16 protein-coding genes and 1 pseudogene are annotated in these 24,414 nt (G+C 61.7%); 10 read left to right on the top strand and 7 right to left on the bottom strand.

The features are described 5' to 3' along the window. The first annotated feature begins 484 nt into the window (after nucleotides 1-484). The 7 genes and pseudogenes from coaD to ilvN all read left to right on the top strand — a co-directional run bounded on the left by coaD (nucleotide 485) and on the right by ilvN (nucleotide 6,564). Nucleotides 485-979 carry a pantetheine-phosphate adenylyltransferase gene (gene coaD, locus LKG04_RS02410; RefSeq protein ID WP_291759647.1) on the top strand — a complete coding sequence of 165 codons (495 nt, stop codon included), beginning with the start codon at nucleotides 485-487 and terminating at the stop codon, nucleotides 977-979. Next, complete coding sequence (locus tag LKG04_RS02415; RefSeq protein ID WP_291759650.1) at nucleotides 979-1,749, top strand: cell division protein; 771 nt, start codon at nucleotides 979-981, stop codon at nucleotides 1,747-1,749. The genes coaD and LKG04_RS02415 overlap by 1 nt, the downstream gene beginning before the upstream one ends. A gap of 4 nt (nucleotides 1,750-1,753) precedes the next feature. Further along, nucleotides 1,754-2,392 carry a YceD family protein gene (locus LKG04_RS02420; protein WP_291759653.1) on the top strand — a complete coding sequence of 213 codons (639 nt, stop codon included), beginning with the start codon at nucleotides 1,754-1,756 and terminating at the stop codon, nucleotides 2,390-2,392. Between the two features lie 99 nt (nucleotides 2,393-2,491). Next, a complete protein-coding gene (rpmF, locus tag LKG04_RS02425) occupies nucleotides 2,492-2,686 on the top strand; it encodes a 50S ribosomal protein L32 (RefSeq protein WP_291759656.1) in 195 nt (64 codons plus the stop codon). Nucleotides 2,687-2,775: 89 nt separating this feature from the next. After that, the gene (rnc, locus tag LKG04_RS02430; RefSeq protein WP_291759659.1) at nucleotides 2,776-3,684 is read left to right on the top strand and encodes a ribonuclease III; all 909 of its coding nucleotides are present in this window, start codon (nucleotides 2,776-2,778) and stop codon (nucleotides 3,682-3,684) included. Between the two features lie 293 nt (nucleotides 3,685-3,977). Then, nucleotides 3,978-5,906 (top strand): annotated as a pseudogene (locus tag LKG04_RS02435) (acetolactate synthase large subunit); the annotation flags it as partial. Nucleotides 5,907-6,009: 103 nt separating this feature from the next. After that, the gene (gene ilvN / locus LKG04_RS02440; RefSeq protein ID WP_291759662.1) at nucleotides 6,010-6,564 is read left to right on the top strand and encodes an acetolactate synthase small subunit; all 555 of its coding nucleotides are present in this window, start codon (nucleotides 6,010-6,012) and stop codon (nucleotides 6,562-6,564) included. A 217-nt stretch (nucleotides 6,565-6,781) separates the two neighbouring features. Here the strand turns inward: ilvN and LKG04_RS02445 are convergent, their stop codons facing one another. Together LKG04_RS02445 and LKG04_RS02450 are read right to left on the bottom strand one after the other, a co-directional pair. Further along, nucleotides 6,782-8,905, bottom strand: a complete 2,124-nt coding sequence (locus tag LKG04_RS02445) for an ABC-F family ATP-binding cassette domain-containing protein (RefSeq protein WP_291759664.1) — start codon at nucleotides 8,903-8,905, stop codon at nucleotides 6,782-6,784. Nucleotides 8,906-9,039: 134 nt separating this feature from the next. Beyond that, nucleotides 9,040-9,762, bottom strand: coding sequence for a type 1 glutamine amidotransferase (locus tag LKG04_RS02450; RefSeq protein WP_291759667.1), 723 nt, complete (start codon nucleotides 9,760-9,762; stop codon nucleotides 9,040-9,042). 80 nt (nucleotides 9,763-9,842) lie between these two features. Here LKG04_RS02450 and cysS point away from each other — a divergent pair, with 80 nt between their 5' ends. Beyond that, nucleotides 9,843-11,612 carry a cysteine--tRNA ligase gene (cysS, locus tag LKG04_RS02455; protein ID WP_291759669.1) on the top strand — a complete coding sequence of 590 codons (1,770 nt, stop codon included), beginning with the start codon at nucleotides 9,843-9,845 and terminating at the stop codon, nucleotides 11,610-11,612. 237 nt (nucleotides 11,613-11,849) lie between these two features. On the opposite strand, the gene spxB is transcribed toward cysS, so the two are convergent. After that, nucleotides 11,850-13,697: a pyruvate oxidase gene (spxB, locus tag LKG04_RS02460; RefSeq protein ID WP_291759672.1), complete on the bottom strand. Its 1,848-nt coding sequence runs from the start codon at nucleotides 13,695-13,697 to the stop codon at nucleotides 11,850-11,852. Between the two features lie 281 nt (nucleotides 13,698-13,978). Here spxB and ffh point away from each other — a divergent pair, with 281 nt between their 5' ends. Together ffh and LKG04_RS02470 are read left to right on the top strand one after the other, a co-directional pair. Beyond that, nucleotides 13,979-15,634, top strand: coding sequence for a signal recognition particle protein (gene ffh / locus LKG04_RS02465; protein WP_291759674.1), 1,656 nt, complete (start codon nucleotides 13,979-13,981; stop codon nucleotides 15,632-15,634). Continuing rightward, nucleotides 15,631-16,704, top strand: a complete 1,074-nt coding sequence (locus tag LKG04_RS02470; RefSeq protein ID WP_291759676.1) for an endonuclease/exonuclease/phosphatase family protein — start codon at nucleotides 15,631-15,633, stop codon at nucleotides 16,702-16,704. Before ffh ends, LKG04_RS02470 begins: the two co-directional genes overlap by 4 nt. A gap of 188 nt (nucleotides 16,705-16,892) precedes the next feature. On the opposite strand, the gene LKG04_RS02475 is transcribed toward LKG04_RS02470, so the two are convergent. The 4 genes from LKG04_RS02475 to LKG04_RS02490 all read right to left on the bottom strand — a co-directional run bounded on the left by LKG04_RS02475 (nucleotide 16,893) and on the right by LKG04_RS02490 (nucleotide 24,389). Continuing rightward, nucleotides 16,893-19,994, bottom strand: a complete 3,102-nt coding sequence (locus LKG04_RS02475) for an HAD-IA family hydrolase (protein WP_291759677.1) — start codon at nucleotides 19,992-19,994, stop codon at nucleotides 16,893-16,895. A 170-nt stretch (nucleotides 19,995-20,164) separates the two neighbouring features. Continuing rightward, nucleotides 20,165-22,213, bottom strand: a complete 2,049-nt coding sequence (locus LKG04_RS02480; protein WP_291759678.1) for a glycogen debranching N-terminal domain-containing protein — start codon at nucleotides 22,211-22,213, stop codon at nucleotides 20,165-20,167. Between the two features lie 74 nt (nucleotides 22,214-22,287). Beyond that, a complete protein-coding gene (locus LKG04_RS02485; RefSeq protein ID WP_291759680.1) occupies nucleotides 22,288-23,199 on the bottom strand; it encodes a carbohydrate ABC transporter permease in 912 nt (303 codons plus the stop codon). Further along, on the bottom strand, nucleotides 23,196-24,389 hold the full coding sequence (locus tag LKG04_RS02490; protein WP_291759682.1) for a carbohydrate ABC transporter permease: 1,194 nt from the start codon (nucleotides 24,387-24,389) through the stop codon (nucleotides 23,196-23,198). The genes LKG04_RS02485 and LKG04_RS02490 overlap by 4 nt, the downstream gene beginning before the upstream one ends. Nucleotides 24,390-24,414: the final 25 nt, after the last annotated feature.

Below are 24,414 nucleotides of genomic sequence, written 5' to 3' on the forward strand. Positions count from 1 at the left end.
CCGAGGCGGCATTCGTCGCCATGCGGTCATGCCGGCAATGTCACGCCAACGGCGCGGCGTATGTACGCACCATCATAGGAGACGATAGGCCGAACACGCCCTGACGCACGCTTTCGGCGCAGAATCTCCGCTGCCGAGCCATTAAGCGGAAGGCCCTTTGGGCTTCCGCCGGCGAAGCGAGCGCCCGCCAAGGGCACGGAGCGGACGGCCGGGAACGTAGTGCGGATTTTCCACCTAGTGCGGAGCGCCAGCCTCTTCGTCGTGTGACGTTGTACTTCGTCGTGTGCCGTAAATATTGTTGTGCGCGGTTTGCGGAAACAGGAAACCATGGAATTCTGCCATTCCTGACTTGGCGAATATGTCGCACGAAGATAAACGGGCACACGATAATACAGGTCAGTTATGTGGTTCCTGAGCATTCGTTGTGAAACGGCGACGGGATCAGCCGCGGCACTTGACTGCTCGGCGAGTTACCCTAGAGGCTATGACTATCGCAGTGTGCCCCGGATCGTATGATCCCGTGACCGCCGGGCATTTGGATGTGATCGAGCGCTGCGCGTGCTTTTTCGAGCAGGTGCATGTGGTGGTGGCTGTCAATGCGGCGAAGACGCCGATGTTTTCCGTCGACACCCGGGTGGATGTGATCCGCCGCGCGCTGGACAAGGATGGTTGCACGCAGGTCCAGGTGGATTCCACCGACGGGCTGATCACGGATTATTGCCGAAAGGTCGGCGCGACCGTGATCGTCAAGGGGCTGCGACAGAACGGCGACTACGAAGCCGAGCTGGGCATGGCGCTCGTCAACCGCAAACTCGCCCATGTGGAAACGCTGTTCCTGCCCGCCGACCCTGTGCTGGAACATATCTCCAGCTCCATCGTCAAGGATGTGGCACGTCACGGCGGCGACGTGACCGGCATGGTCCCCGATGATGTCGTGCCGATGCTGGCCAACGCCCTTAACCAAGAAAAGAGTCGATAATGCCCGATGCACCATATGCCGAGAACGACACCAGGAACACGGCCGAGTCTGACGACGATACTGCGAGTTCGGCAGTCCAGCATGCGGGCGGGCAGCCGGTCATCAACGCCACCGCCCAGGATGCGCCGGCGCCGGGGCGCGTGCACGAGCTTTTTCCGATGACTGCGATGCCGGATCTGCGCGAAGGATCGCAGGACGCCACTGCCGCGGAAAGCAAAAGCAGGGCCGAGTTCACCACGGTCTACGACATTCTCGACCATCTCGAACAGGCGCTGCACGAGGCCAAGGGCAGCCTATTCTCCCCCGCTACGGTGAAAATCGACCGCGCGGAATTCGAAGATCGTATCGAGGAGCTCAAAGACAAGCTTCCCGTCCAACTAGAGCGCGCATCGTCATTGATGCGCGAGTCGGAACGGCGCTTGGAAAGTGCGCAAAGCCAGTCGAATGCGATCATCGCCTCGGCCCAGAGCCGCGCCGCGCAGATGGTCAAGGACGCGCAGGAGCAGGCACAATTCCTGGCCGGCCAGGAGAACGTCACCGAGCTGGCGAGGCAGAAGGCCCATGCCATCCTCGATCAGGCGCAGGCGAAGTCCGACAAGCTTACGCAGGGCGCGAACGAATATTGCGCCGCTATAATGGGCGGTTTGCAAGAGCAGCTCGACAAGCTCGGACGCGATGTGCAGGCCGGCCTCAATGTGCTGGACGAACGTCGCCAAGACGCCGACGAGCAGCTGCCCCATCTTGAACGCAATGATTACCCGGAAGGCTGATAGCATGTCACGTCCAGAAGATTCCCTGTGGGCCATCCCCGTCGCGCAGCTCTCATCGCGCGCAGGGCAGCACAAGGACGTCGATGCGCGGTTCCCCGCGCCGGACGGCATCGGAGACGCGGTGGTGGGGGTCAAGGAAGGCACGGGCCTGCACGTACAAGGCTCCTTCGATTCCATTGTTGACGGGCTGATCTTCCAAGCCCGCGTCACCGCCCCGCTGCACGCGGAATGCACCCGCTGCCTTACGCCCGTCAGGCGCGACTGGAACGTCCAGGCAACGGCCTTCTTCCCTTACTCCCCCAAGCGCGAGGGCGCCATGCACCACAACGCGCGTGCCGCCGCGGAAGAGGAGGTGGAGATTGTCGCAGGCGAGGAAGAGACCGAGGATTCCTACCCGCTGAGTCCCGACGGCGCCTTCGCCGACATCCAGGTGCTGCTGCGCGATGCGCTGGCAGAGCACTTGCCGCTGCAGCTGCTGTGTCGGCCCAACTGCCGCGGGCTGTGCCCGCAATGCGGATTGAATCTCAACGAGCATCCGGACCACCGCCACGACATCACCGACATCCGTTTCGCCGCTCTGGCCGGGCTGAAAGCACAGTTGGAGCAGGAAGAAAATGGCCGGAAAGCTTCTGCCCAGTCCTAACATCCGCAAGACGACGCCACACAATGGACAATGTATGGTGGTCGCGTTAATATGTAGGACGCTTAAGCTCAATCGTTCGAACGAAACAGAGGAATTATCATGGCATTGCCTAAGTACAAGACTTCGCGCGCCAACACGCATTCGCGTCGCGCGAATTGGAAGGCGCAAGCGGCGCAGACCTTCGCCTGCCCGAATTGCGGCGCTCCGACGCTGTCGCATATGGCCTGCCCGAGCTGCGGATCCTTCCGCGGCCGCGTCTACCGCGAGGCCATCCAGGCCAATCACACCAAGTGATCGGCTCCGGACGTCAATAGTCTCGAAAAATGAAGACCCTGCCATCGACGGGTGGCGGGGTCTTTGTGTATTCAGAAAGGACCTGCGCGATGACCTTCACCGCCAAGAACCATGCTTCCGCTGCGCCAGCAGCCGGCCCCGCAACCACTGAGCCCGCCCGGCTCCCCAGCTCCAGTCCCGAGGGACACCCGGCCGGGCCGTGCGACGCCGCCGGCCACGCGGCCGACCATTCCTCCAGCCCCGCACTCAGCCCAGGCACGCCCGCCGACGAGCTGCTCGCCGCGCTTGGCACGACACTCAGCCCGGAAATCCTCGTGCAGGCGCTCACCCACCGTTCGTTCTCGCACGAGCATCCGGGTGCGCTGAACTATGAACGGCTGGAGTTCCTCGGCGATGCGGTGCTTGAGCTCATCGCGACCGAGACGCTCTATCGGCTGCATCCTGACATGAACGAAGGGCAGCTGGCCAAGATGCGGGCCAAGGCCGTATCCGAGGAGGCGCTTTCGCAGATCGCGCGCGAAAAATTGCACGTCGGACCGTATATTCTCCTAGGCCATGGCGAAACCGAAGGCGGCGGGTCGAGCAAAAGCTCGATCCTGTGCGACATCGTGGAATCGTTGATCGGCGCGACATTCGTCGAGCATGGCATCGAGGGCGCGCGGCCGGTGGTCCATCGCCTGATCGACGATACCCTCGAAGAGGTTTCGCATGAAGGCCCCGCCCTCGATTGGAAGACCTCGCTGACGGTCAAGGCCCACGATATGGGTTTGGAGGATCCGCGCTACCGCATGGCGGTGGACGGGCCGGAATACGCGCAGACGTTCACTGCACGCGCAGTGCTGCCTAGCAGCGACGAGGTGCTGGGCACCGGCTCGGGCACCAGCAAGCGCAAGGCGCAACTCGCCGCGGCGCAGGAGGCGTGGGAGACCCTGGATGCGCGCGATTCCGACAAGCACGGGCGTCACGGCGGGCATCACCGCGACGGTTCAGCAGGCTGAGCCGTCAAAAGGCGGGCTGCTGCGAAGCTGAACGGCTGCAGGATCGAGCGGCTGCTACGTGGCAATACCGTGCCGGTCACGCCGGATCGAGGACAGCGCCGGCATCATCCGCCACCATGTGGGCGAAACACAAGCCTTTGCCATAGCCTACCGTTACCATGATGGCAATCACGTCCTGTCGCTACGACGCCACAAGCGCCCGCGCGGCTCGACGTGTTTTTGTCCGGCTCGCGACGCGACCCAGCGTCGCCAAGGCCGAGATTGTGAACAGATACGAGCATGTAAGAGGGATCATGGTGCTTCCAACGCCTCTCCAAGCATTCAGCGGTGTGCCCAAGGCGGATTCGCCCGCGCGCCAGCAGACCATCGTCGACGGGGAGAAGATGACCGGCGCCCAAGCGCTGGTCCGCTCTCTGGAGGATCTCGGCGTCCAAGACGTTTTCGGCATACCAGGCGGCGCGATCCTGCCCGTCTACGACGCGATTAACGATCACACCGGCTTCCGCTTCGTTCTCACGCGGCACGAGCAAGCCGCAGGGCATGCGGCCGAAGGCTATGCCATTGCGACCGGCCGCGTCGGCGTGTGCATCGTCACGTCGGGTCCGGGCGCGACCAATGTCGTCACCGCCATAGCCGATGCGAACATGGATTCGGTGCCGCTGCTGGTCATCACCGGCCAGGTGAATGTGGATGCGATCGGCACGGACGCCTTCCAGGAAGCCGATATCGTCGGCATCACCTACCCGGTCGCGAAGCACTCCTTCCTCGTGACCCGCGCGCAAGACATTCCTCGCGTCCTTGCCGAGGCGCACTACATCGCCGGCTCGGGCCGGCCCGGCCCTGTCGTCGTGGACGTGACCAAGACCGCGCAGCGCGAAACGATGTTCTACTCGTGGCCGCAACGCATGATCCTGCCCGGCTACAATCCAGTCACCAAGGCTCACGGCCATGTCCTCGCCGAGGCTGCGAAGCTTTTCGCCCAGTCGTATCGACCGGTGCTGTATGTGGGCGGCGGCGCGGTCCGATCGAACGCCGGAGCGCAGGTCAAGGCGCTTGCCGAGCTGACCGATGCGCCTATCGTCACGACGCTGCCGGCACGCGGACTTGTTTCCGACCGCGATCCGAAAGTGCTGGGCATGCCGGGCATGCATGGCACGATCGCGGCGACCGGCGCGATCCAACGTTCCGATCTGCTAGTCGCCATCGGCGCACGGTTCGACGACCGCGTCACCGGCAACCTCGATGCCTTCGCGCCGAGCGCGCATGTGATCCATATCGATATCGATCCGGCGGAAATCGGCAAGAACCGCCAGCCGGATGTGCCTATCGTCGGCGATGTGAGCACCGTGCTGGAGGATCTGATCCCCGAGATAGCACGCACGCAAGCCATCCAAGGCCGGCCGGAACGCGCCTCGTGGTGGCGGCAGCTCGACCAGTGGCTCGAGGAATACCCGAGCACATACGTCAAGCCGACCGACGGCTCGCTGGCGCCGCAATGGGTCATTGAGCAGATTTCAGCGCAGGCCAGCGAGCAGACCATCTGGGTCTCCGGCGTCGGCCAGCATCAGATGTGGGCTTCGCAGTTCATCGATTTCTGCAACCCGCATTCCTGGATATCCTCCGGCGGCTTGGGCACGATGGGCTATGGACTGCCTGCGGCCCTCGGCGCATGCGTCGGCTCGGAACGCGATTTCGAAGGGAAGAAGCCCGTCTGGCTCATTGACGGCGACGGCAGCTTCCAGATGAATCCGCAGGAGCTGGCCACCGCATTCCTTGAGCACATGCCGTTGAAGATCGCGATCCTCAACAATTCGACGCTTGGCATGGTACGCCAATGGCAGACGCTGTTCTACCAACAGCATTATTCGCAGACCGACCTGTTCGACGGCGACGATATACCCGAAGAGGACGATGTTCCCAACTTTGTCACGCTCGCGCAAGCCTATGGGTGCGTGGGTTTGCGCGCACACACCAAGGATGAGGCGATCGCGGCGATCAAGCAGGCGAATGCGACTCATGATCGGCCGGTGCTCATCGATTTCCGCGTCTGGAAGGATGCGATGGTCTGGCCGATGGTCGCCGCCGGTACTTCGAATGACGAAGTGGTGTATATGCCCGGCATCACGCCGCTGAAAAACAGCGGCGAGGGTGCCGACACGGCTGCGTCAGGGACTGCGCGGGTTGGCGATGATCGGGCCGCCGCCGCCCAGTCTTCCGCCGCCCAGCCAGGTCCTGCGCACGCTGCCGACAGCGGCAAGGATTCCGCACATACCGTCCGCAGCGCCAAACCGGTTGCGCGCAATTAGGCGACAAGGAGCATATACCATGGCTAATTATCCCGCTTCGCAGCCCGGTCCCGAGCGCCACACGCTTTCGGTGCTGGTGGAGAACCGCCCGGGCGTGCTCGCCCGCATCGCCGGGCTGTTCGCCCGCCGGTCCTTCAACATCAACTCGCTGTCGGTCTCCCCCACCGAGCGCCCCGACATCTCCCGGCTCACGGTCACCGCGGATGTGGAAGCCGTGCCGCTTGAGCAGATCATCAAGCAGCTCAACAAACTGCTGCATGTGCTCAAGATCGTCGATCTTGATTCGGACACCACTGTCGAGCGCGAACTGGTGCTTATCAAAGTGGCCGCCGACGAGTCGAGCCGTTCCGACGTGCTCGAGATCGTGCGTCTCTTCCGCGTGCGCGTGGTCGATGTGCACACCGAATCGCTCACCATCGAAGCGACCGGGGCCGAAGGCAAGATCGACGCGTTGCTTGGCCTTTTGGGCCAATACGGCGTCATCGAGCTCGTCCGCTCGGGCGCTGTTGCCGTGACGCGCGGCCCGCGCGCGCTGAGCGAGAAGGTCATCGGCTCGGAGATCACCGGGCGATAGACCGAGTCGTGGCGCGCTCACGCTCCCGTCTCTTTCGACGAGCCGAGATCCAGCCCGAAGCCCGCATTCGTTTCGTCATCGCGTGACGCATTCGGTCGCCGAATGACGTTTTGATCCGTTGTGCGACGTATTCAGAAAACAAGAAACGTTGAAAACCCGGCATTCCTGTTCCGCTGACAACGTCACACAACGAAAAATACGTCATGCAACAACGCGACTACTCGACCTGCTCGGAGAGCTCCATCCATTCGTCTTCCAGAGATTGAGTCTCGTTCCGCACGTCGCCCAGTTGCCCATTGAGTTCGTTGAGCCCTTGGAAATCGCTGGGGTCATGTGCGGCCATGAGACTTTCGATGTCGGCTTTGCTCTCTTCGAGCTTGGCCAGCCGTCGCTCGATGGCCGAAATGCGCTTGGTGGCGTCGTGAAAGGCCCTGCCGCTGAGCTTCTCATCGCCTTCGCCATTCTCATCGCCCGGCACATCGTCAATTCCCGCATTCCCCGACGATTGGCCGGCCGCAGAAGCGTTCGCGTCAGAACCCGCCTGCGCCGCCTCGATCATCGCAAGATAATCGTCCACGCCGCCGGGCAGGTGGCGCACCTTGCCGCCGATGAGCGCGAATTGCTGGTCGGTGACGCGTTCGAGCAGATACCGGTCGTGCGAAACTACGATCAACGTGCCCGGCCAGGTGTCAAGCAAGTCTTCCATCACGGCGAGCATGTCGGTGTCCAGATCGTTGCCAGGCTCGTCCATGATGAGCACGTTCGGCTCGTCGAGCAGGATGAGAAGCAGCTGCATGCGTCGCTTCTGGCCGCCCGACAGGTCGCCGATCGGCGTCATCAGCTGCGCTGATTCGAAGCCGAGCCGCTCCATGAGCTGCGCGGGGGTGACCTCTTTGCCCTCGACGATGTAGCTGGGCTTATAGCGGCTCAGCACTTCCTTGACCTTATAGGCGTTGAGCTTCTCCAACTCGTCCAAGCGCTGCGTGAGCACGGCGAATTTCACGGTTTTGCCGATATTCACCCGTCCGGCGGTCGGGGTCAGCGTCCCGTCGATGATGCTGAGCAATGTCGATTTGCCCGCGCCGTTCGCCCCCACAATGCCGAAACGGTCGCCAGGGCCGATCAGCCACGTCACGTCGTCGAGAATCATGCGGCCGCTGACACGGACGCGGCGTGCCGCCGAAGTGATATCCGGGTCACTGCCATCATCGGCAGGATCGTCTTCGCCCGCGGGCTTCTGCGCAGCTCCGGCACCAGCCAGCCGCGGATCGTTGGCGTCATCGACGTCCAGATCGAGAGAGCCGGTAAGCACCGGCTCGGCGTACAAGGCTGGCACGATATCCGACTGCGCCGGCGCGGCATCCGGACCCGCATCCGATGCCGCGGGCGAGGATTCGCCGCCGCCGACGCCGCCTGCCGCCGACGCCGCGCTCCCCCGCGTGCGATCCCGGAAGATCTGCGTCACGTCAAGCAGGTCCACGACCTGCTTGCCCAACCGGGACGTGGCCATCTGTTTAAGCTGCAAGGTGTCGCGCATCGGCGGTACATCGGAGATCAGCGCGTTCGCCTGTTTGACATGGAACTTCTGCTTGGTGGCGCGTGCTCGTGCGCCACGCGAGAGCCAGGCGAGCTCCTTGCGCGCCAGATTGCGCCGCCGTTCTTCGCGCGCCCCGGCCTGCCGGTCACGTTCGACGCGCTGCAGCATGTAGGCGCTGTAACCGCCTTCGAAGGGGTCGATGGCGCCGTCATGCACCTCCCACATGGATTCGCACACTTCATCGAGGAACCAGCGGTCGTGCGTCACCAGCAGCAGCGCGCCCTGGCCCGTGGCCCAGCGCTGACGCAAATGCTCGGCGAGCCAGTGGATCGTCACGATATCCAAATGGTTCGTCGGCTCGTCAAGTGCCAGGATGTCCCAGTCGCGCAGCAGCAGCCGTGCCAGATCGGCACGGCGACGTTGCCCGCCGGACAAGGTTCCGATTCTCGCATCGAGGCTCAATCCGCCCAAGAGCGCTTCAACGATTTCGCGCGAACGTGAGTCGGCGGCCCACTCGTAATCCTCGCGGCCTTCCAACGCGGCTTGGCGTAGGGTGGCGTTGTCGTCCAAGGGGTCGCGCTGATTCAACATGCCGAAAGTCAGTCCATTGCGCCGCGTGACGCGCCCGGAATCCGGCTCTTGCACGCCGTTCAGCATCCGCAGCAGCGTGGATTTGCCGTCGCCGTTGCGGCCGACAATGCCGATGCGGTCCCCTTCGAACACGCCCTGCGTCACATCGGTGAATACTGTTTTAGTGGCGAAGCTGAGCGAAACATGCTCTAATCCCAAGTCATACGTAGGCATAAGGCTTCTTACTATACCGCCAGCCCTAGGCACGCGCCATGCCGCTGCACTCACCGTGCCATCAGCGAGCAGCATCCACACTGCTGCAGATGGAGTCCTCGCACCTTTGGCACGGAGGATCGCCTCATCGGTTTCTACGCTGTCAGCGAGCGCGCATACGTGCTGCACCGCGCTGCGAAGCCGGAGAAGACCTGTTCGGCAAGCGGCTGGAGCTGGGGGTTGTATTCATCGAAATCGGCTTGGATTTTGGCGATCTGCGTTTTTTTGAGGCTGTCTGTCATCGCCGGCTCACTCAGCCACTCGTCCAGCAGCGGACGCGTGACCTCGAGATGGAACTGCAGTCCCAGCGCCGAGCCGAAGCGGAACGCCTGATTGGCCGTCGCCTGCGATTTGGCGAGCAGCGTCCCGCCCTCGGGCACCGCCACCGTGTCGGTGTGCCAGTGCAGCACATTGAGCTGCTTGTTCCACATCGAAAAATAATCATGTTTGGCGACGCTTTTGATCGGCGCGAAGCCGATTTCCGAAGTGGCACCCTTGCTCAGTTTTGCGCCGAGGGCTGTGGCGATGAGCTGATGACCCAGACAGATGCCCAGCAGCGGCTTGCCGACGCTGATCGCGGCGCGCACGAGCTTCGCTTCGCTTTTGAGACCGGGGTAATGCTCGAAATCAGTGGCGTCCATCGGCCCGCCCATGATCACCACACCCGCAAGCTCGTCGAAATCCGGCAGCTTCGCCTTTTTCTGGTCCGCGATGATCACAGTCTGGGCGGCCATATCCAAATCCTCGAGATTGTCGAGTATGCGTCCTGGTTTCTCCCACGGGACATGCTGCACAATAAGCACTTGCGGTGAAGTCATAGCCTCTATTGTGACATTGCCCCTGTAAACGGCGGTTCAGCTGTGGAATGTTGTCTGGGAACGCTAATACCCTCAGAGGCATGACAGATGCCGAAAAACCGCTCGATGCCAACAGTTTGCAGGCTCACGCGGCCGCCAGGCTGCAGCTGTACGACACCGCTTCGCACGCGGTGTCGCGCTTCGTGCCCATCGTGCCCGGCAAGGTCGGCATCTATGTGTGCGGCGCCACGGTGCAGAGCTCGCCGCACATCGGCCATATCCGCGCGGCGGTCGCTTTCGACGTTGTGCGCCGCTGGCTGCTGCGGCTAGGGTACAAAGTCACGTTCGTACGCAATGTGACCGACATCGACGACAAGATCATCGACAAAGCCGCAGCCGCCGGCCAGCAGTGGTGGGAGCGGGCGTACTTCTACGAGCGCGAGTTCACGAAGGCATACGATGCGCTCGGCGTGCTGCCGCCGACCTATGAGCCACGCGCCACCGGGCATGTGACCGACATGGTCGAGCTGATCGGGCGCATCATCGACAACGGCCATGCGTATGTCGTGCGCGACGAGAATGGCGAGCCGACCGGCAACGTGTATTTCGACGTGGCGAGCTGGCCGCGATACGGCGAGTTGACGCATCAGAAGCGGTCTGCCGGCGTGGACGCAGCGGCCGAAGCCGATGAAGCCGCAGCCGTCGCCGACCGCATGGGCCCGAGCGTGGACGCGGCTGGCGGCGACAAATACAATCCCGTCGATCCGGCCGACGCCTCGCCCGACAAGCATGACGTGCGCGATTTCGCATTATGGAAGTCGCCGAAGCCCAGCGATCCGCCGACTGCGCGCTGGCGTACTCCCTTTGGCATCGGCCGGCCCGGCTGGCATATCGAATGCTCCGCGATGAGCCACCGGTATCTTGGCGATATGTTCGACATCCACGGCGGCGGGCTGGACCTGCGCTTCCCCCACCACGAGAACGAGATGGCGCAGACGAAGGCAGCCGGCTGGAATTCAGCAGCCCGCTGGATGCATTCGGCATGGGTGACCGCCAAGGGCGAGAAAATGTCGAAGTCCTTGGGCAATGGACTGTCAGTGCCGGCAGTGCTGGCGCAGGACACGGCATGGGTGGTGCGCTACGCGCTGGGATCCGTGCAATACCGCTCGATGCTCGAATGGTCGGATCAGACGCTCGCCGAGGCACGATCCGCCTTCGGGCGCATCAGCAACTTCATCGAGCGTGCCGGCATCGCCCTCGCTGACTTCGGCGGGCAACCCCCGCGCGAGGAAATCACTGCCGTTCCCGCCGATGCCCTGCCCACCGACTTTGTCGTCGCCATGAACGACGACATCAACGTCTCCGGCGCAACCGCCGCGATCTTTACCGCGATTCGCAGCGGCAATACGCTGTTGGCGAGTCTGGCCGCGGAATCTGGTCAGACCGGCTCTGCGAAAGGTGGTCAGACCGGTTCCGCACAAGATGGCGCCGGTCAGGCCGACCAGACCTCTCAGGCTGCTGCCGACGCTCCGACCATTGCGGGCGCGGAGAAGACAGCGGATGGTGCCACAACCGAAGACTTGCTCCGGAACACGCTGATTTCAGTGCGCGCGATGCTCGATACGCTCGGCCTCGACCCGCTGGCCGAGCCGTGGGTTGGAGAGGCGGTCGGCACTGGTTCAATCTCTGCTGGCGCCGGCCCATCCGAGCATGAGGTTCTGGACACGCTGATCACCGAACAACTCGCCGCCCGCGCCCGGGCACGCAAAACCAAGGACTTTGCCAAGGCCGATGCGATCCGCGATTCGTTGAACGCCGCCGGCATCGCCATCGAAGATGGCCCGAACGGTTCCACATGGAGTCTGGCGTAGCAGCAGGCCGCCGCTCTGGCGCCCACGAGGGATTACTGGCACTCAACGGACGTTTGCCGACGGCAGAGGCAGCGGCAACACGGCCGCGGAAAAGTGTCTGCGGTCAGGCCGCACGAACCGCAGACACCTCAGGATGATTGCACACCAAGTTCCTCAACCGTTCACTTTGTAGCCATAGCGGCTGCCCACTTCGCCTATGGACAGTCCGCGAGACTGCCCACTTTATGGCTCAGCAGTTCAGAACCCGCCCTGCTCGACGGTTTTGATGCGGGCTTCGAGGCCTTCCTGCTCGAGGAAGTAGCTCAGCGGCTTCAGCCCAAATGCCTCGTAGCGCTTCTTGAAGGCGTCGATCTGCTCAGCCGAATACAGGCGCGGCTCAAGTTCTAGCATTTCGGCCGGCAGCGGGCGCTCGTTGCTGATTTTGGCGTCGATGACGACGACCTTGCCATCGCGCGCCTCCTGCACGGCCTGCGCGAACACGCCGTGCACCTGGCTGATCTCGGTGACCGTATGACCGACGGCGCCCATCGCTTCGGCGAGCTTGGCGTAATCGATGTCCATGAAATGCACGCCGAGGTAGCCGAGGTTGGTATCCTCCTGCTCATCTTTAATGAAGCCGAACTGCTGGTTGCTGAAGACCACATGGATGGTCGGCAGCTCATACTGCACGGCGGTCGCGAGATCCTGCATCGTCATGTTGAAGCCGCCGTCGCCCGCAAGATTCCACACCTGGCGGTCAGGGAAATCGAGCTTGGCGCTGATCGCGCCCGGGATGCCGACGCCCATCGTCGCGAAGAGCGAGGAGGTGCGCCACATCTGCTTGGGATTCATGTGCAGGTGACGGATCGAGGTCTGGGTCACATCGCCGACGTCGATCGAGAAGATCGCGTCCTCGTCGGCCACCTGGTTGATGGCGTCATAGACCTGATAGAGCTGCAAATCGCCCTTGGTCTTCTTCTCGAGCATGGTGACGTATTCGCGCCAGTTGGCGACATTCGCAAGGTTCGCGCGCCACCAGCCGGTGCTTTCCTTCTCGTCGACCTTCACGCAGATCGCGCGCAGCGCGTCGCCCGCGTCGCCCAGGATGGCGACGTCGGCGTTGTGACGCTTGCCGAGCTTGGAGGGGTCGATGTCGATCTGGATGAACTTCTTGACGTTCTTGAAGACTTTGGACACCTCGGCGAAGGGATAGTTGTTGCCGACGAACAGCACCGTGTCCGCCTCGGGGAAGCATTCGACCGACGGCTTAGTGGAGACGCGGTTCGGACTGCCAAGCAGCGCCTCATAGTCCGAAGGGAAATTATCGAAGCTGATGCCGGTGTTGGCCAGCGGGGCCTTGATCTTGCGGCTCAGGTCGATCACGGCCTGCCCGTTGCCGCGCGTGCCGATGCCAGCGAAGATGACCGGACGCTCAGCCTGGTTCAGCAGTTCGACAGCGGCGTCGATGTCTTCGGTGTTGAGTACCGGGTTCGGGTAGCGCCGATGCGCATGAGCAGCGGAATACCAGCCGCCCTGCGGAATGTCGACCCAGCCGAGATCGACCGGGATCTGTACGACGGCAACGCCGTTCTTGGCATAGGCTTGGCGGATCGCCTCGTCGATGACATGCGGCATCTGGTCGGCGGTGGAGACCTGCCGGTTGTAGATGGCGACATCGGCGTAGATCGGGTTCTCGTTCATCTCCTGGAAGGTGTCCCAGTTGAGCCCGGCGGTGCCAAACTGGCCGATGAGCGCGAGCACCGGGACATGCTCTTCGCGTGCGTCGTACAGCCCCTGCAGAGTATGCGTGCCGCCAGGGCCCGCCGAGCCGAAACACACGCCAATGTGGCCGGTGTATTTGGCGTGCATGGAGGCGGCCAAGGCACCGACTTCCTCGTGGCGCACCTGGATGTAGTCGATGTTGTCGCGCTCGACATACAGCGCGTCCATCAGCGAGTTGATCGAGCCGCCCGGGATGCCGAAGATGTGTTTGACGCCCCAAGACTCAAGGACCTTGACGGTAGCGACGCCGGCCTTGATGGTTCCTTCCTTGTGCTGGTTCGCGGTTTTGGCATCAAAACCGAACTGAATGACATTCTTTGCCATGAGTCTCCTTTGCGTGCAACCGTGCAGGCTGCGGATAGCTGGGTATCGTCCTATTCGCCCGTGTGCGCGGCCACCATGATCAGCTAACCTCATTGTTTCAGGACCGCCGACCCGCCTCTATGCGTTGAGGCACGCATCGCGTAGCACGCTTATTGTTAGGTTACCATTCCAGCTCCGCTGTGCCACAAGGTTTCCTATGAGCTTCATCACACTGATGTGATTATCCTCATATCATTGTTCTGTGCACGTTCTCCCTACGAACGGTTAGACTGAATGGCATTATGGCAGCATTTAGTTCTTTGACAGACCGGCTTTCGAATGCCTTCAGGCATTTACGGGGCAAGGGCAAACTTTCCGAGGCGGATATCGACGGGACCATCCGCGAGATACGCCGCGCGCTTCTCGACGCCGATGTGTCGCTGGAAGTCGTGCGGTCCTTCACCGCGAAGATCCGCGAGCGCGCGCTGGGCGAGGAGGTCTCGCAGGCGCTCAATCCGGCGCAGCAGGTGGTGCAGATCGTCAATGAGGAGCTGACCGCGATTTTGGGCGCGGGTGTGGACCGGCCGCTGAACTTCGCGAAGAATCCACCGACGATCATCATGCTCGCCGGCTTGCAGGGCGCGGGCAAGACCACGCTGGCCGGCAAGCTCGGCTACTGGCTCAGGGACGCAGGGCATACGCCGCTGCTGGTGGCGGCCGATTTGCAGCGCCCGAACGCAGTGACGCAGCTGCAGGTGGTCGGCGAACGCGCGGGCGTTCCTGTCTACGCGCCGGAAAAGGGCGTCCAATCAGCCGGCGGCGATGCGGTCTCCGCACCTGGGGCAACGAGTGGCGACCCAGTCAAAGTGGCCCGTGACTCGGTCGAGCTGGCGAAGGCCAAGCTCTATGACACTCTGATCATCGACACGGCAGGCCGTCTCGGCGTCGACGCGGCGCTGATGAGGCAGGCCCGCGACATCCGCGATGCAGTGCATCCCAATGAGATCCTCTTCGTCATCGACGCGATGATCGGCCAGGATGCGGTGCAGACCGCGAAGGCATTCGACGAGGGCGTGGACTTCACCGGCGTCGTGCTTTCCAAGCTCGATGGCGACGCCCGCGGCGGCGCGGCGCTTTCGGTCGCCAGCGTGACCGGCAAGCCGATCCTCTTCGCCTCGAATGGCGAGGGCCTCACAGACTTCGAAGTGTTCCACCCCGACCGCATGGCCTCGCGCATCCTCGACATGGGCGACATCCTCACTTTGATCGAGCAGGCGCAGAAGCAGTTCGACGAGGAAGAAGCCAAGAAGGCCGCGCAGAAGATGTCGAAGGGCACCTTCGGCCTTGACGACTTCCTCGAGCAGCTGCAGCAGGTGCGCAAGCTCGGGTCGATGAAGAGCCTGTTGGGCATGATTCCCGGCATGGCGCAGCATCGCAAGGAGCTCGAGCAGTTCGACGAGCATGAGATCGACCGCACGGAGGCCATTATTCACTCCATGACGCCGACCGAGCGCCGCGATCCTTCGATCATCGACGGTTCACGGCGCGCGCGTATCGCATACGGCTCCGGCAACACCGTTTCCGCAGTCAATGGGCTGCTGCAGCGTTTCGAGCAGGCCGCGAAGATGATGCGCCGCATGTCGAACAAATCCGGCATGGGCGGCATCCCCGGCTTCGGCGGGCCTGCCGCTGGCTCTGGCAAAAAGAGCGGCAAGAAGAACAAGAAGAGGCGTTCCAAGTCCGGCAACCCGATGAAGCGCGAGGCCGAGGAAAAAGCGTTGCGCGAACGGCTTGCCGGCACCGACGGAGCCAAGTCCGGCGGCTCGGCCTTCGCCAAGAAGCCGCAGAATCCAACTCTTCCTGCCGGTCTGCAGGAGGCTTTGGGCGGCGCAGGAGAGAACGGCGAACCGACGCTGCCGCCGAATCTGGGCGGCGGACTGTCCGGTCTGTTCGGATGATTTCCTGGTTGTTGCCGGCTGCGCTCTTTATCGTCGCGGCGTGGTCGGCGCTGCGTTTCCTTCCGGCTGGCGCCGAGGCAAGCGGCGCGCTGCCTTATCTCATTGCGCTCGCGCCGCTGTTGTGGATTCCCGCCGGCGCAATTACCGTGTGGTCGCTGGCCGCGCAACAGTGGTGGATGGCATGCGTCAGCTCAGTGATCACCGCGTTGATAGCAGCCGTCGAATGGCGAGCGTATCGTCGCAACGCTGCCGCAGCCGGCAATGGTGCACGAAATGCAGCGGCACAACACACTGCTGCAATCGCACACGAGCGCGGTGACGTTATACAGGTGATGACATTGAATTGCCGTTATGGCAGGGCCGACCCCCAGGCGATCATGGACGCAGTGCGCAACGAACATATCCAGGTGCTGGCCTTGCAGGAGCTCACCGAGGATCTTGTCAGGCGGCTCGGCGGCATGGGGTTGAACAAGGCGCTTCCCTATCACAGCATCGGCGCTCCGGGAAGCGATGACAACGGCGGTTTCAATGGCATCTGGTCGGCATTTGCGCCGCTGCGAACCGATGTCGCGGCCCTTTCGATTCCAGGCGCCGAAGTTCCCTGTCTGACCATCGCGGCGGATGCGGTGCACAACGCGGCGGCGCTCGGGAGGTCCGGCGACGATGACGATGCAGGTGTTGCGCCAGCGATCACCGAAGGCAGCGATACTATCCGCTTCTTCTCAGCGCACCCCAAATCGCCTATGCGCGGCACTAGGCAATGGTCGACTGGCGTTACCCGGCTTGCGCAACTGCGCTCCAGCTCGCCGCACGAGGCGAGCGTCATCATGGGCGATCTCAATTCGCACATCGATCATCCCAGCTTCCGCCATGTGCTGGCTGCTGGATTCCGAGACGCCAACAGGTGCGCTCGGAGCGGCCCTGTCGCTACATTCCCGAGATTACTGCCATGGCCGCGGATCGAACTCGATCATATCCTTGCCGATCACTCGGTCGCGATCAGCCATACGCGGACCCATACGATTCCCGGCAGCGACCATCTGGCTCTTGCCGCAACGCTGCATGTATGACGCAGCTGTATAACGCACACTGCGCCGAATGCGGGCTGCCGCAGTCAATGCCGGTCTGCAGGCACGGCTATGCAGCGCACCTAGCCGACTCTGGCCCCATGAAATTCCACATATGACGATTCCGCTGGAAAATGGCTGGCAGCCATGAGCTGCCAGCCATGCGTAACGATCACATCAGCCGACGACCATCAGCTGACGGTCAGGAACGAGTCGTCGCCGCCGAGCGAATGCGCACGGACTCCCTGCGGGGTGACCGTGACGTCGATGGGCGTTCCGTGTGCCGAGATTCTGAACGACATCGACTTCCAGCCTTCGGGCAGCCTCGGCGAAAACGCGAGCCTGCCGCGCTGCTCGCGCAACCCGGCGAATCCTTCGATCAAAGCCAGCCAGATACCTCCTGCCGACGCCAGATGCACCCCGTCGGAAGTGTTGCGATGCAGGTTGGCCAAATCGGCGAACAACGCCTCTCTGAAGTACTCGTTCGCGAGCTTTCTTTGGCCTACTTCGCCGCCAATGATGCTCTGGATCGCCGCGGAGAGCGTGGAGTCGCCCGTGGTGATCCGATCGTAGTACTCGTAGTCCGCCGTCTTCTGCTGCAACGAGAACCGGTCGTCGAGCAGCAGCAACGCCATGACGACATCGGGCTGTTTGATGATCTGCTTGCGGTAGATCTCCAGCGAATGGTAATGCAGCAGCAACGGCCGAGCCTTGAGATGCCGCGAATCCCACTGCTCACGGTGAAGGAAGTCCACGTCCTGCGCGTGGATGCCCAGCTGCTCGTCGAAGGGGACAAACATCTGGTCGGCGCATTGCTTCCATACCTGCATCTCGTTCTCGCCCAGGTTCAGCCGGTCGGCCACCGCCTGGAAGACGTTCGGGTTGGATTCCTTGATGCGCTGCATCCGCGAGTAGGCTGCGGACAGATTGAAGCGCGCCATCATGTTCGTGTAGAAATTGTCGTCGACCAGCGCCGAATACTCGTCCGGGCCGGTCACCCGGTGAATATGGTACTTGTGGTCTTTGTCCACGAATCCGATGCTCGCCCACATGCGCGCGGTTTCGACGAGGATGTCGATGCCTTGCAGATACAGGAATTGCAGGTCGTCGCTCACCGACACATACTGCTCGACCGCATAGGCGATGTCGGCGTTGATGTGGTATTGCGCGGTTCCCGCCGGGAAATACGCCGAGGCCTCCTCGCCGTTGATGGTCCGCCACGGGAAGAGCGCGCCGTCGAGATTGAGCACGGCCGCACGGCGTCTGGCCGCCGGCAGCATCCGATAGCGGTATTCCAGCACTTTTCTGGCCTTCGCCGGATCGGTGAAGACCAGGAAGGGCAGCACGTAGATTTCCGTATCCCAGAAATAATGGCCGCCGTACCCAGTGCCGCTGAGCCCTTTGGCCGAGATGCCGTTGGGCACCGAGGCGCACGACTGGGCCAGTTCGAACAGCTCCCAGTGCACGGCCTGTTGCACTCGCCCGCCGTCTGGCACGTCCACTTTGATTTCGGAGCGCCGCCAGAAGCGGGTCAGCCAAGCGTGCTGTTTGCGCAGCACCTTGCCGGCATCCGGCATGCCATAACGCCCCAGCGTCTTGCGGCACGCGACAACCAGTCTTTCGGCGTCCTGCGGCACGCGAGTCATCGCCACAAGACCGCTGGAAACGCCCCGCGGCTCAAGCGCGAAGTTGTGGTATGCGGCGTAGCGCACGACCGAAACCTGCGTATCTTCGCCAAGGTAGAACCGCCACCGGGTCGAATTCGTGCGCTGCCCGTTGACGTATTGCCGGAGCCCTACGGCCATCATGAGCCGTGAATTCTGGCAACGATACACATCGACGATATCGGAGCCTGCGAGTGTGGGCGGCTGCTGAATCGCGGTGCTGCGGGGCACCGAGTTCCCTGTCGCCGCACGCTGGGCCGCAGAACCTCGCCTCGGACGGGTCCCTGCTCCGCTGATATCGTGCAGGATGCGCTCAATGCCGCTGCGGGGCACCCGGCTTTTGCGCGGATCATCGAACGATACCTCGTCGCCCAGCAGGACATTCAAACGCCCTTCGATTTCCAGCGACGAGCCTGACAGCCCTTTCGTGTCGACATCAAGAGTGATCACCGCAAGATTCGGTTCGAACAGACATGCCATTCTGGAAATCTTCACCGTCAACGAACGCCCTGGTCCGACAACGTAATCCTCGCGGATCGTTGATATGCCGCTTCGCATGTCGATCTCCTGCGCAGTGGTCGACAGCTCGGCGTCGATGGGATAGCCATCGAGGAAGATATGGAAATCCGAAGCGTCCGGCACGCCTTGGATCTGCTGGTCGACCCGTGCCAGTCCGTAGGAGTTCTCCGGGTAGGTGATCCACGCGTTCTCATGGAAACCGCTGAGGAAGGTGCCATTGCCAAGCACGCGCTCGCTCGCCCCGGCGCCGCGCATCCCAATGGTCCCGTTCGACACGCTGAACAGCGTGCCGCTGTCGTCTCCGGGCCTTCTGCGTTCCACGAAACGCCACGGGTCGATAGGATAGGCGTCGGCACGCAGCGGGTCTTCGCCTGCTTTCGCCAGGCGCCGGGCCGGCGATGAGGCGTTGCTGTCGATGGCCTCGACAAGATCGCTGACAACGGTGTCGGCGCCGGCGGTGTACAGCGCCTTCTCGCCTACGCCGCGGTTCACCCCTACGACGAAACCGAAATTGCCCGCCCGCGCAGCCTTGATGCCTGAAATCGCGTCCTCGAAGACCGCAGTCTCATCGACATCCGCATGCAGCAGCTGCGCTCCGTACAGGAAGGTATCGGGCGCAGGCTTGCCACGCAGACCATGGCGCGATCTGACTTCGCCGTCCACAACCTCGTCGAAGAACCGGATGATGCCGGCACGTCTGAGCACTTCACGGGCATTGTTGGAACTCGAGACGACGGCGAGCCGCTTCCCCGAGGCGGCGTAGTGCCGCAGCACGTCGACCGTGTCGTCATAAGGCTCTATGCCGTGCTCTTCGAGCAGCCGCTCGAAGATGTCGTTCTTGCGGTTGCCGAGGCCGCACACCGTTTCGGCGCCCGGATCATCCTGCGGATCGCCTTGGGGCAGCGTTATGCCGCGGCTTTCGAGCACCGAGGCGACGCCCTCGTAGCGCGGCTTGCCGTCGACGTACTGGAAATAGTCTTTGTCGGTGTAGGCTGCAACGCCTTCGGGCAAGGCGGCGTCGAACAGGTCCTGCCACGCCTGCATGTGCAGCACCGTCGTCGGTACCAGCACGCCATCGAGATCGAATAGGACGGCTTGAATGTTTCGCATGCTCGTGTAGCTTTCCTTTCCCTTCGCGTTCATAACGACTGTACTCAGTTTATATTGCCTTCCACCCTGGGATGAAGCTTGGCAAGCCGCCGGGCGTGCCGACAAACGCATCGGACGCCTCATCGGAGGCCGGAAGGAACACAGCCGATGCCGCAATATGATGAAAACGGCTATTTTCTATACTCAATATGTCTTCCTGCGATCTCAATATATCCGTTACTCGGATTCGATATGGGATCAGCTCTGATGAGCATCTCGTCATTATTCCCGGTCGTTGGCCGCATATCTAGCATTGTTTCAAGCACTGCGATGGAAGACGCAGCCGACCATGACTGGGGGTGGCATGCGGCAGGATACGGCATCACGCCGGATTCAGGGCTGTCCCCGGAATACAGTTCCGGGGTCTGATAGTCGAAATGCTCTGCCGCACGCAACAGCTGACGCGCCACAATAAGCGCCTCGGCACGATATCCTTCAGCGGCCAGACCAAGCATTGCAATAGCGCTGTCGTGCGTCCATACAGTTCCGCAATGATAACTCAATGGCGAATAGCCTGAATTGCGACGGCTCATAGTCCGGATACCATAGCCGCTCAACAGGTCAGGACTCATCAGACGAGCGACAACATCGGCCACGCCACGGCGATCGAGTATCCCAGTGCCCAGCAAGTGGCCGATATTGCTTGTCAAGGAATCAACGGGGCGTTTCTCATTGTCTAATGCTATGGCCGGATAACGCCCTTCGGCATCGTCGACCCAGAAGCATTCGTTGAAACGGGCTTTCAGCCTCGAGGCCCACTCACGAGCCTCGTCGAAGCCCGGCCTGTTAAAGCGTTCGAGAATATCAGCTCCGAGCATGGCAGCCTGATAGGCATAACCCTGCACTTCGCATAGGGCTATAGGTCCTTGCGCAAGCCTTCCATCTCGCCAGCGAATAGAATCCCCCGAATCCTTCCATCCTTGGTTGCTCAGACCGTGGCCTGCGCGATCAATATACTCAAGAAAACCGTCGCCATCGGCATCCCCGTAGTCCATCATCCAAGTCATCGCAGCCTGAAGATTGCCAAGCAACGGCCTGACGCGCGAGTCCGGCATACCCCAAGCACGCGCCTCGCCCAACAGAATGATCCACAGCTCAGTAGCATCCAACGTGCCATAATACAACGGCGGCAAACGCATGGCATCCGCGCCAAAAACCCCTTGTGACTCCAAGGATTCCGCGCGCAGCTCATGCATGATCTTACCGGGGTCTGCATCAATTTCGATATTTGTGGCGTTCGCTTGGAAATGTGCGAGCGTCTTCAGTGTGCCTTCGGCGAGCTCGGTGCCCAAGGGAAGCATGAACCTTGCCGCCCATAACGAGTCCCGTCCAAAAAGCGTAAAGAACCAGGGTGCCCCAGCTGCCAGGAACTGATCGTCCGGCAGCGCAGGAATCGCCATACGCAGACCGTCAAGGTCGTCCAGAGAGCGCTTTACCCAGCGAGCGAGTCTGGCGTCTCCTCCGTCAAGGCGCATATCTCCCCATGGCCGCTGCTCGGGGGCTGCAATGACGGCATCGAAGTTTGAGACAACGCGGGCCTCCCATCGCGCTGAAGCCCACCCTTGCGCAGGAATATGGAGTTTCCACGCCAATGACACAATATTGTCCGCGACGGCAACACGACCCCCGTGAGCAGCGAGCTGGACGTTCATGCCCCGGCACGCGATCCCAACTCCGCCAACAGCGGGGCGAATGGTAACCAGTCCTTGTTGCAAAGCCTGCGACGGCGCACCGCCTTTGACCTCCTGCATTGAAGACATGTCAACGGTGATGTCGAGTCGGACCGGCAGATCAAGCGTATGGTCAAGATCGTTCTCGATGACGAGCTCCTCCTGCATGCCGTTGTGGCCGATGTTGCGTTCAATGCGCATGCGCACACGCGGATCCACGCTTCCCGGGTCAAGATCCCGCATTAACAGAACCGTTGAACTATGTCGCGAGTCCGAAGCTGACCATGCGACCGGAGCAGGCTCTTCCCCCGCCACTGTGGGAGCGATGGATGAAATGAGCCGCACATCAGCTACATAGAATCCGCACAGCGATCTGCCATCGACCGAACCATCCGCATTAGACCAGAACTGCGCTGGGGCGCACACCAATGGTTTCATATCATGCATCCATGGCTGGTGCGGCGGCTCAACTGTCACTCGCGGCTCTCCGCCTCCGGGTTGCTCTGTCATCGCTGGTTCTGTTGGCGCTAAGTTCATGCCACACTCCATTCAATAGTCGTTTGCTCGTATACGCCTGCATCGGGCTATTCTTTAGTGGCGCCTTCGGATGCGTTCATGATCCTTTTCTGGAAAATGAAGAACATGATGGCGACAGGCAGCGTCATGATGACCGCCGAGGCAAGTTTGAGCGGGTACTGATTGCCCTGGCTCAGCTGTCCGCTGGCCAGCGAGGCGACGCCTTTGGTGAGCGTGGTCAGCGCCGGTGACTGCGTCGCGATGATGAAATGCGAGAGCTCATTCCACGACCCCTGGAACGACAGAATCACGATAGTGACCAATGCGGGTCTCGCCATCGGCAGCACGATCGACCAGAAAATGCGGAAAGGACCTGCCATATCGATCATTGCCTGTTCCTCGACGCTGCGCGGAATCGACTCGAAGAAGTTTTTCATGATGAATACGCCAGTGGCATCGACCAGCAGCGGCAGCACCATGGCGGCATAGGTGTCATAGATGCCCAGATATTTGATGATGAGGAACTTCGGGATCATGAGCACCACCGATGGAACGCTCATCACGGCGATCAACATGCCAAACACGAAGCCGCGTCCGGCGAATCGCAACCTGGAGAGCGCATATCCGGCGAGGGAATCGAAAAAAGCCCTGCCCAGAGTCACGAATACCGTGACAATGACGGAATTCCTAAACCACACCGGAAAGTCCGAATGCAGGAACAGTCGTTGGTAAGCGGCCGTCGTCCATGTCGCCGGGATGAGAGAAACCGGGTTATTGGATGCGTCCGCCTCGGTTTTGAACGAGGTGGATATCTGAATGAGGAACGGCATGATGTAAATGACCGCCATTGCCACCAGTAACAGATATACCAGCCATCCGCTTCTGGCTGGCGTCGACGTACGAATCCGCCTGACGATCCTCGTGACGTACGAATCCGGCTGCGTACTGACGCTGGCCTGATGCTCCGTTTGCTGCATCATACACTTCCCTTGCTGGCAACTTGTCCGACGGTCACAGCCGGATCGGCCTGGGCCATGGCTTTTGAGTCGTCTGCCATGGCAACGCCCATGGCGCGTGCCTCACGTTTCATTTGCTCGTACCGGGCTCTCTTGCGCCGAGAAAGCCTGCGCTCTCTCATGAGGCGACGCTGAACAGCGGTCATGACCACAATGATGATGAACAGGATGAAGGAGATCGCCGCACCCTGCCCCCATTCCTGATTATCGAACGCCGCACTGTACGAGAGATAGGCGGGAGTAAGCGTGGTCTTGGCCGGGCCGCCTTTCGTCCCCGTGTAGATCTGGTCGAAGACCTGCCATGTTCCGATGATCCCCAGTGTGATCACCGTGAAGATGGTCGGCTTGAGCTGTGGGACCGTGACCTTCCACAGCCGTTGCCACGACGAGGCGCCGTCCATGATGGCAGCCTCTTCAGTCGACTCCCCGATGCTCTGCAACGCGGCGACGAACATGAGCATGAAGGTGCCCGACGTGGTGAAGATCACCATGAGGATGATTGCGAACATCGCTACCGACGGCCCGCCCAGCCAATCCCACCAAGAGACCCCGAGGAGCCCATGATCCGCCAGTGGCTGCGGCCCCTGCGCCACGCCGAGTTTGGCGAGCAGCAGGTGCACGATCCCATCGGGGTCATTGAACCAGTTGGGGCCGTGCACGCCGAACCACGACAGTACGGCGTTCACCGACCCGGAGGTGTTGAACAGGAACATCCACAGCACGGTGATGGCCACCGAGCTAGTCACCGACGGGAAGTAAAAGGCGGTGCGGAAGAACCCGCGGGCCTTGAGCACCTTGCGGTTGACCAGCACAGCCAACAAGAGGCTGAGCAGCGTCTGCAGCGGAATGACCAGCAGCGTGTACCAGGCATTGTTCTTGATAGCCATGCCGAAATCCGACTGTGCAAGACCCGGCTTGGCGAGCACTGTCTCGTAATTCGTCAATCCCACAAAGCCGACTCCGGCCGAGAACGGATCGCCACGGCCTGACCAGTTCGAGAAACTCACCCACAGCGCCATCACGATCGGTATGAACAGGAACACCCCGAGGATGATGATGACGGGCAGGCAGAACAGCCAGCCGGAAATGGATTCCCCGCGTCTGCTGATGCGGCCGTTCGTCTGCACTGGCGATAGTCGCCGTTTCGCTGTCATGATGAGACCTCCCTCGACTTGGCAC

Source organism: Bifidobacterium sp. (assembly GCF_022640935.1).
GTDB lineage: Bacteria > Actinomycetota > Actinomycetes > Actinomycetales > Bifidobacteriaceae > Bifidobacterium.

Coding starts and splice junctions, on each gene's coding strand:
- LKG04_RS02485 (WP_291759680.1), bottom strand. CDS start 23,199: ATGATGCAGCAAACGGAGCATCAGGCCAGCGTCAGTACGCAGCCGGAT.
- LKG04_RS02450 (WP_291759667.1), bottom strand. CDS start 9,762: ATGACTTCACCGCAAGTGCTTATTGTGCAGCATGTCCCGTGGGAGAAA.
- LKG04_RS02470 (WP_291759676.1), top strand. CDS start 15,631: ATGATTTCCTGGTTGTTGCCGGCTGCGCTCTTTATCGTCGCGGCGTGG.
- cysS (WP_291759669.1), top strand. CDS start 9,843: ATGACAGATGCCGAAAAACCGCTCGATGCCAACAGTTTGCAGGCTCAC.
- LKG04_RS02490 (WP_291759682.1), bottom strand. CDS start 24,389: ATGACAGCGAAACGGCGACTATCGCCAGTGCAGACGAACGGCCGCATC.
- spxB (WP_291759672.1), bottom strand. CDS start 13,697: ATGGCAAAGAATGTCATTCAGTTCGGTTTTGATGCCAAAACCGCGAAC.
- LKG04_RS02415 (WP_291759650.1), top strand. CDS start 979: ATGCCCGATGCACCATATGCCGAGAACGACACCAGGAACACGGCCGAG.
- coaD (WP_291759647.1), top strand. CDS start 485: ATGACTATCGCAGTGTGCCCCGGATCGTATGATCCCGTGACCGCCGGG.
- LKG04_RS02475 (WP_291759677.1), bottom strand. CDS start 19,994: ATGCGAAACATTCAAGCCGTCCTATTCGATCTCGATGGCGTGCTGGTA.
- ilvN (WP_291759662.1), top strand. CDS start 6,010: ATGGCTAATTATCCCGCTTCGCAGCCCGGTCCCGAGCGCCACACGCTT.
- rpmF (WP_291759656.1), top strand. CDS start 2,492: ATGGCATTGCCTAAGTACAAGACTTCGCGCGCCAACACGCATTCGCGT.
- LKG04_RS02480 (WP_291759678.1), bottom strand. CDS start 22,213: ATGACAGAGCAACCCGGAGGCGGAGAGCCGCGAGTGACAGTTGAGCCG.
- LKG04_RS02445 (WP_291759664.1), bottom strand. CDS start 8,905: ATGCCTACGTATGACTTGGGATTAGAGCATGTTTCGCTCAGCTTCGCC.
- ffh (WP_291759674.1), top strand. CDS start 13,979: ATGGCAGCATTTAGTTCTTTGACAGACCGGCTTTCGAATGCCTTCAGG.
- rnc (WP_291759659.1), top strand. CDS start 2,776: ATGACCTTCACCGCCAAGAACCATGCTTCCGCTGCGCCAGCAGCCGGC.
- LKG04_RS02420 (WP_291759653.1), top strand. CDS start 1,754: ATGTCACGTCCAGAAGATTCCCTGTGGGCCATCCCCGTCGCGCAGCTC.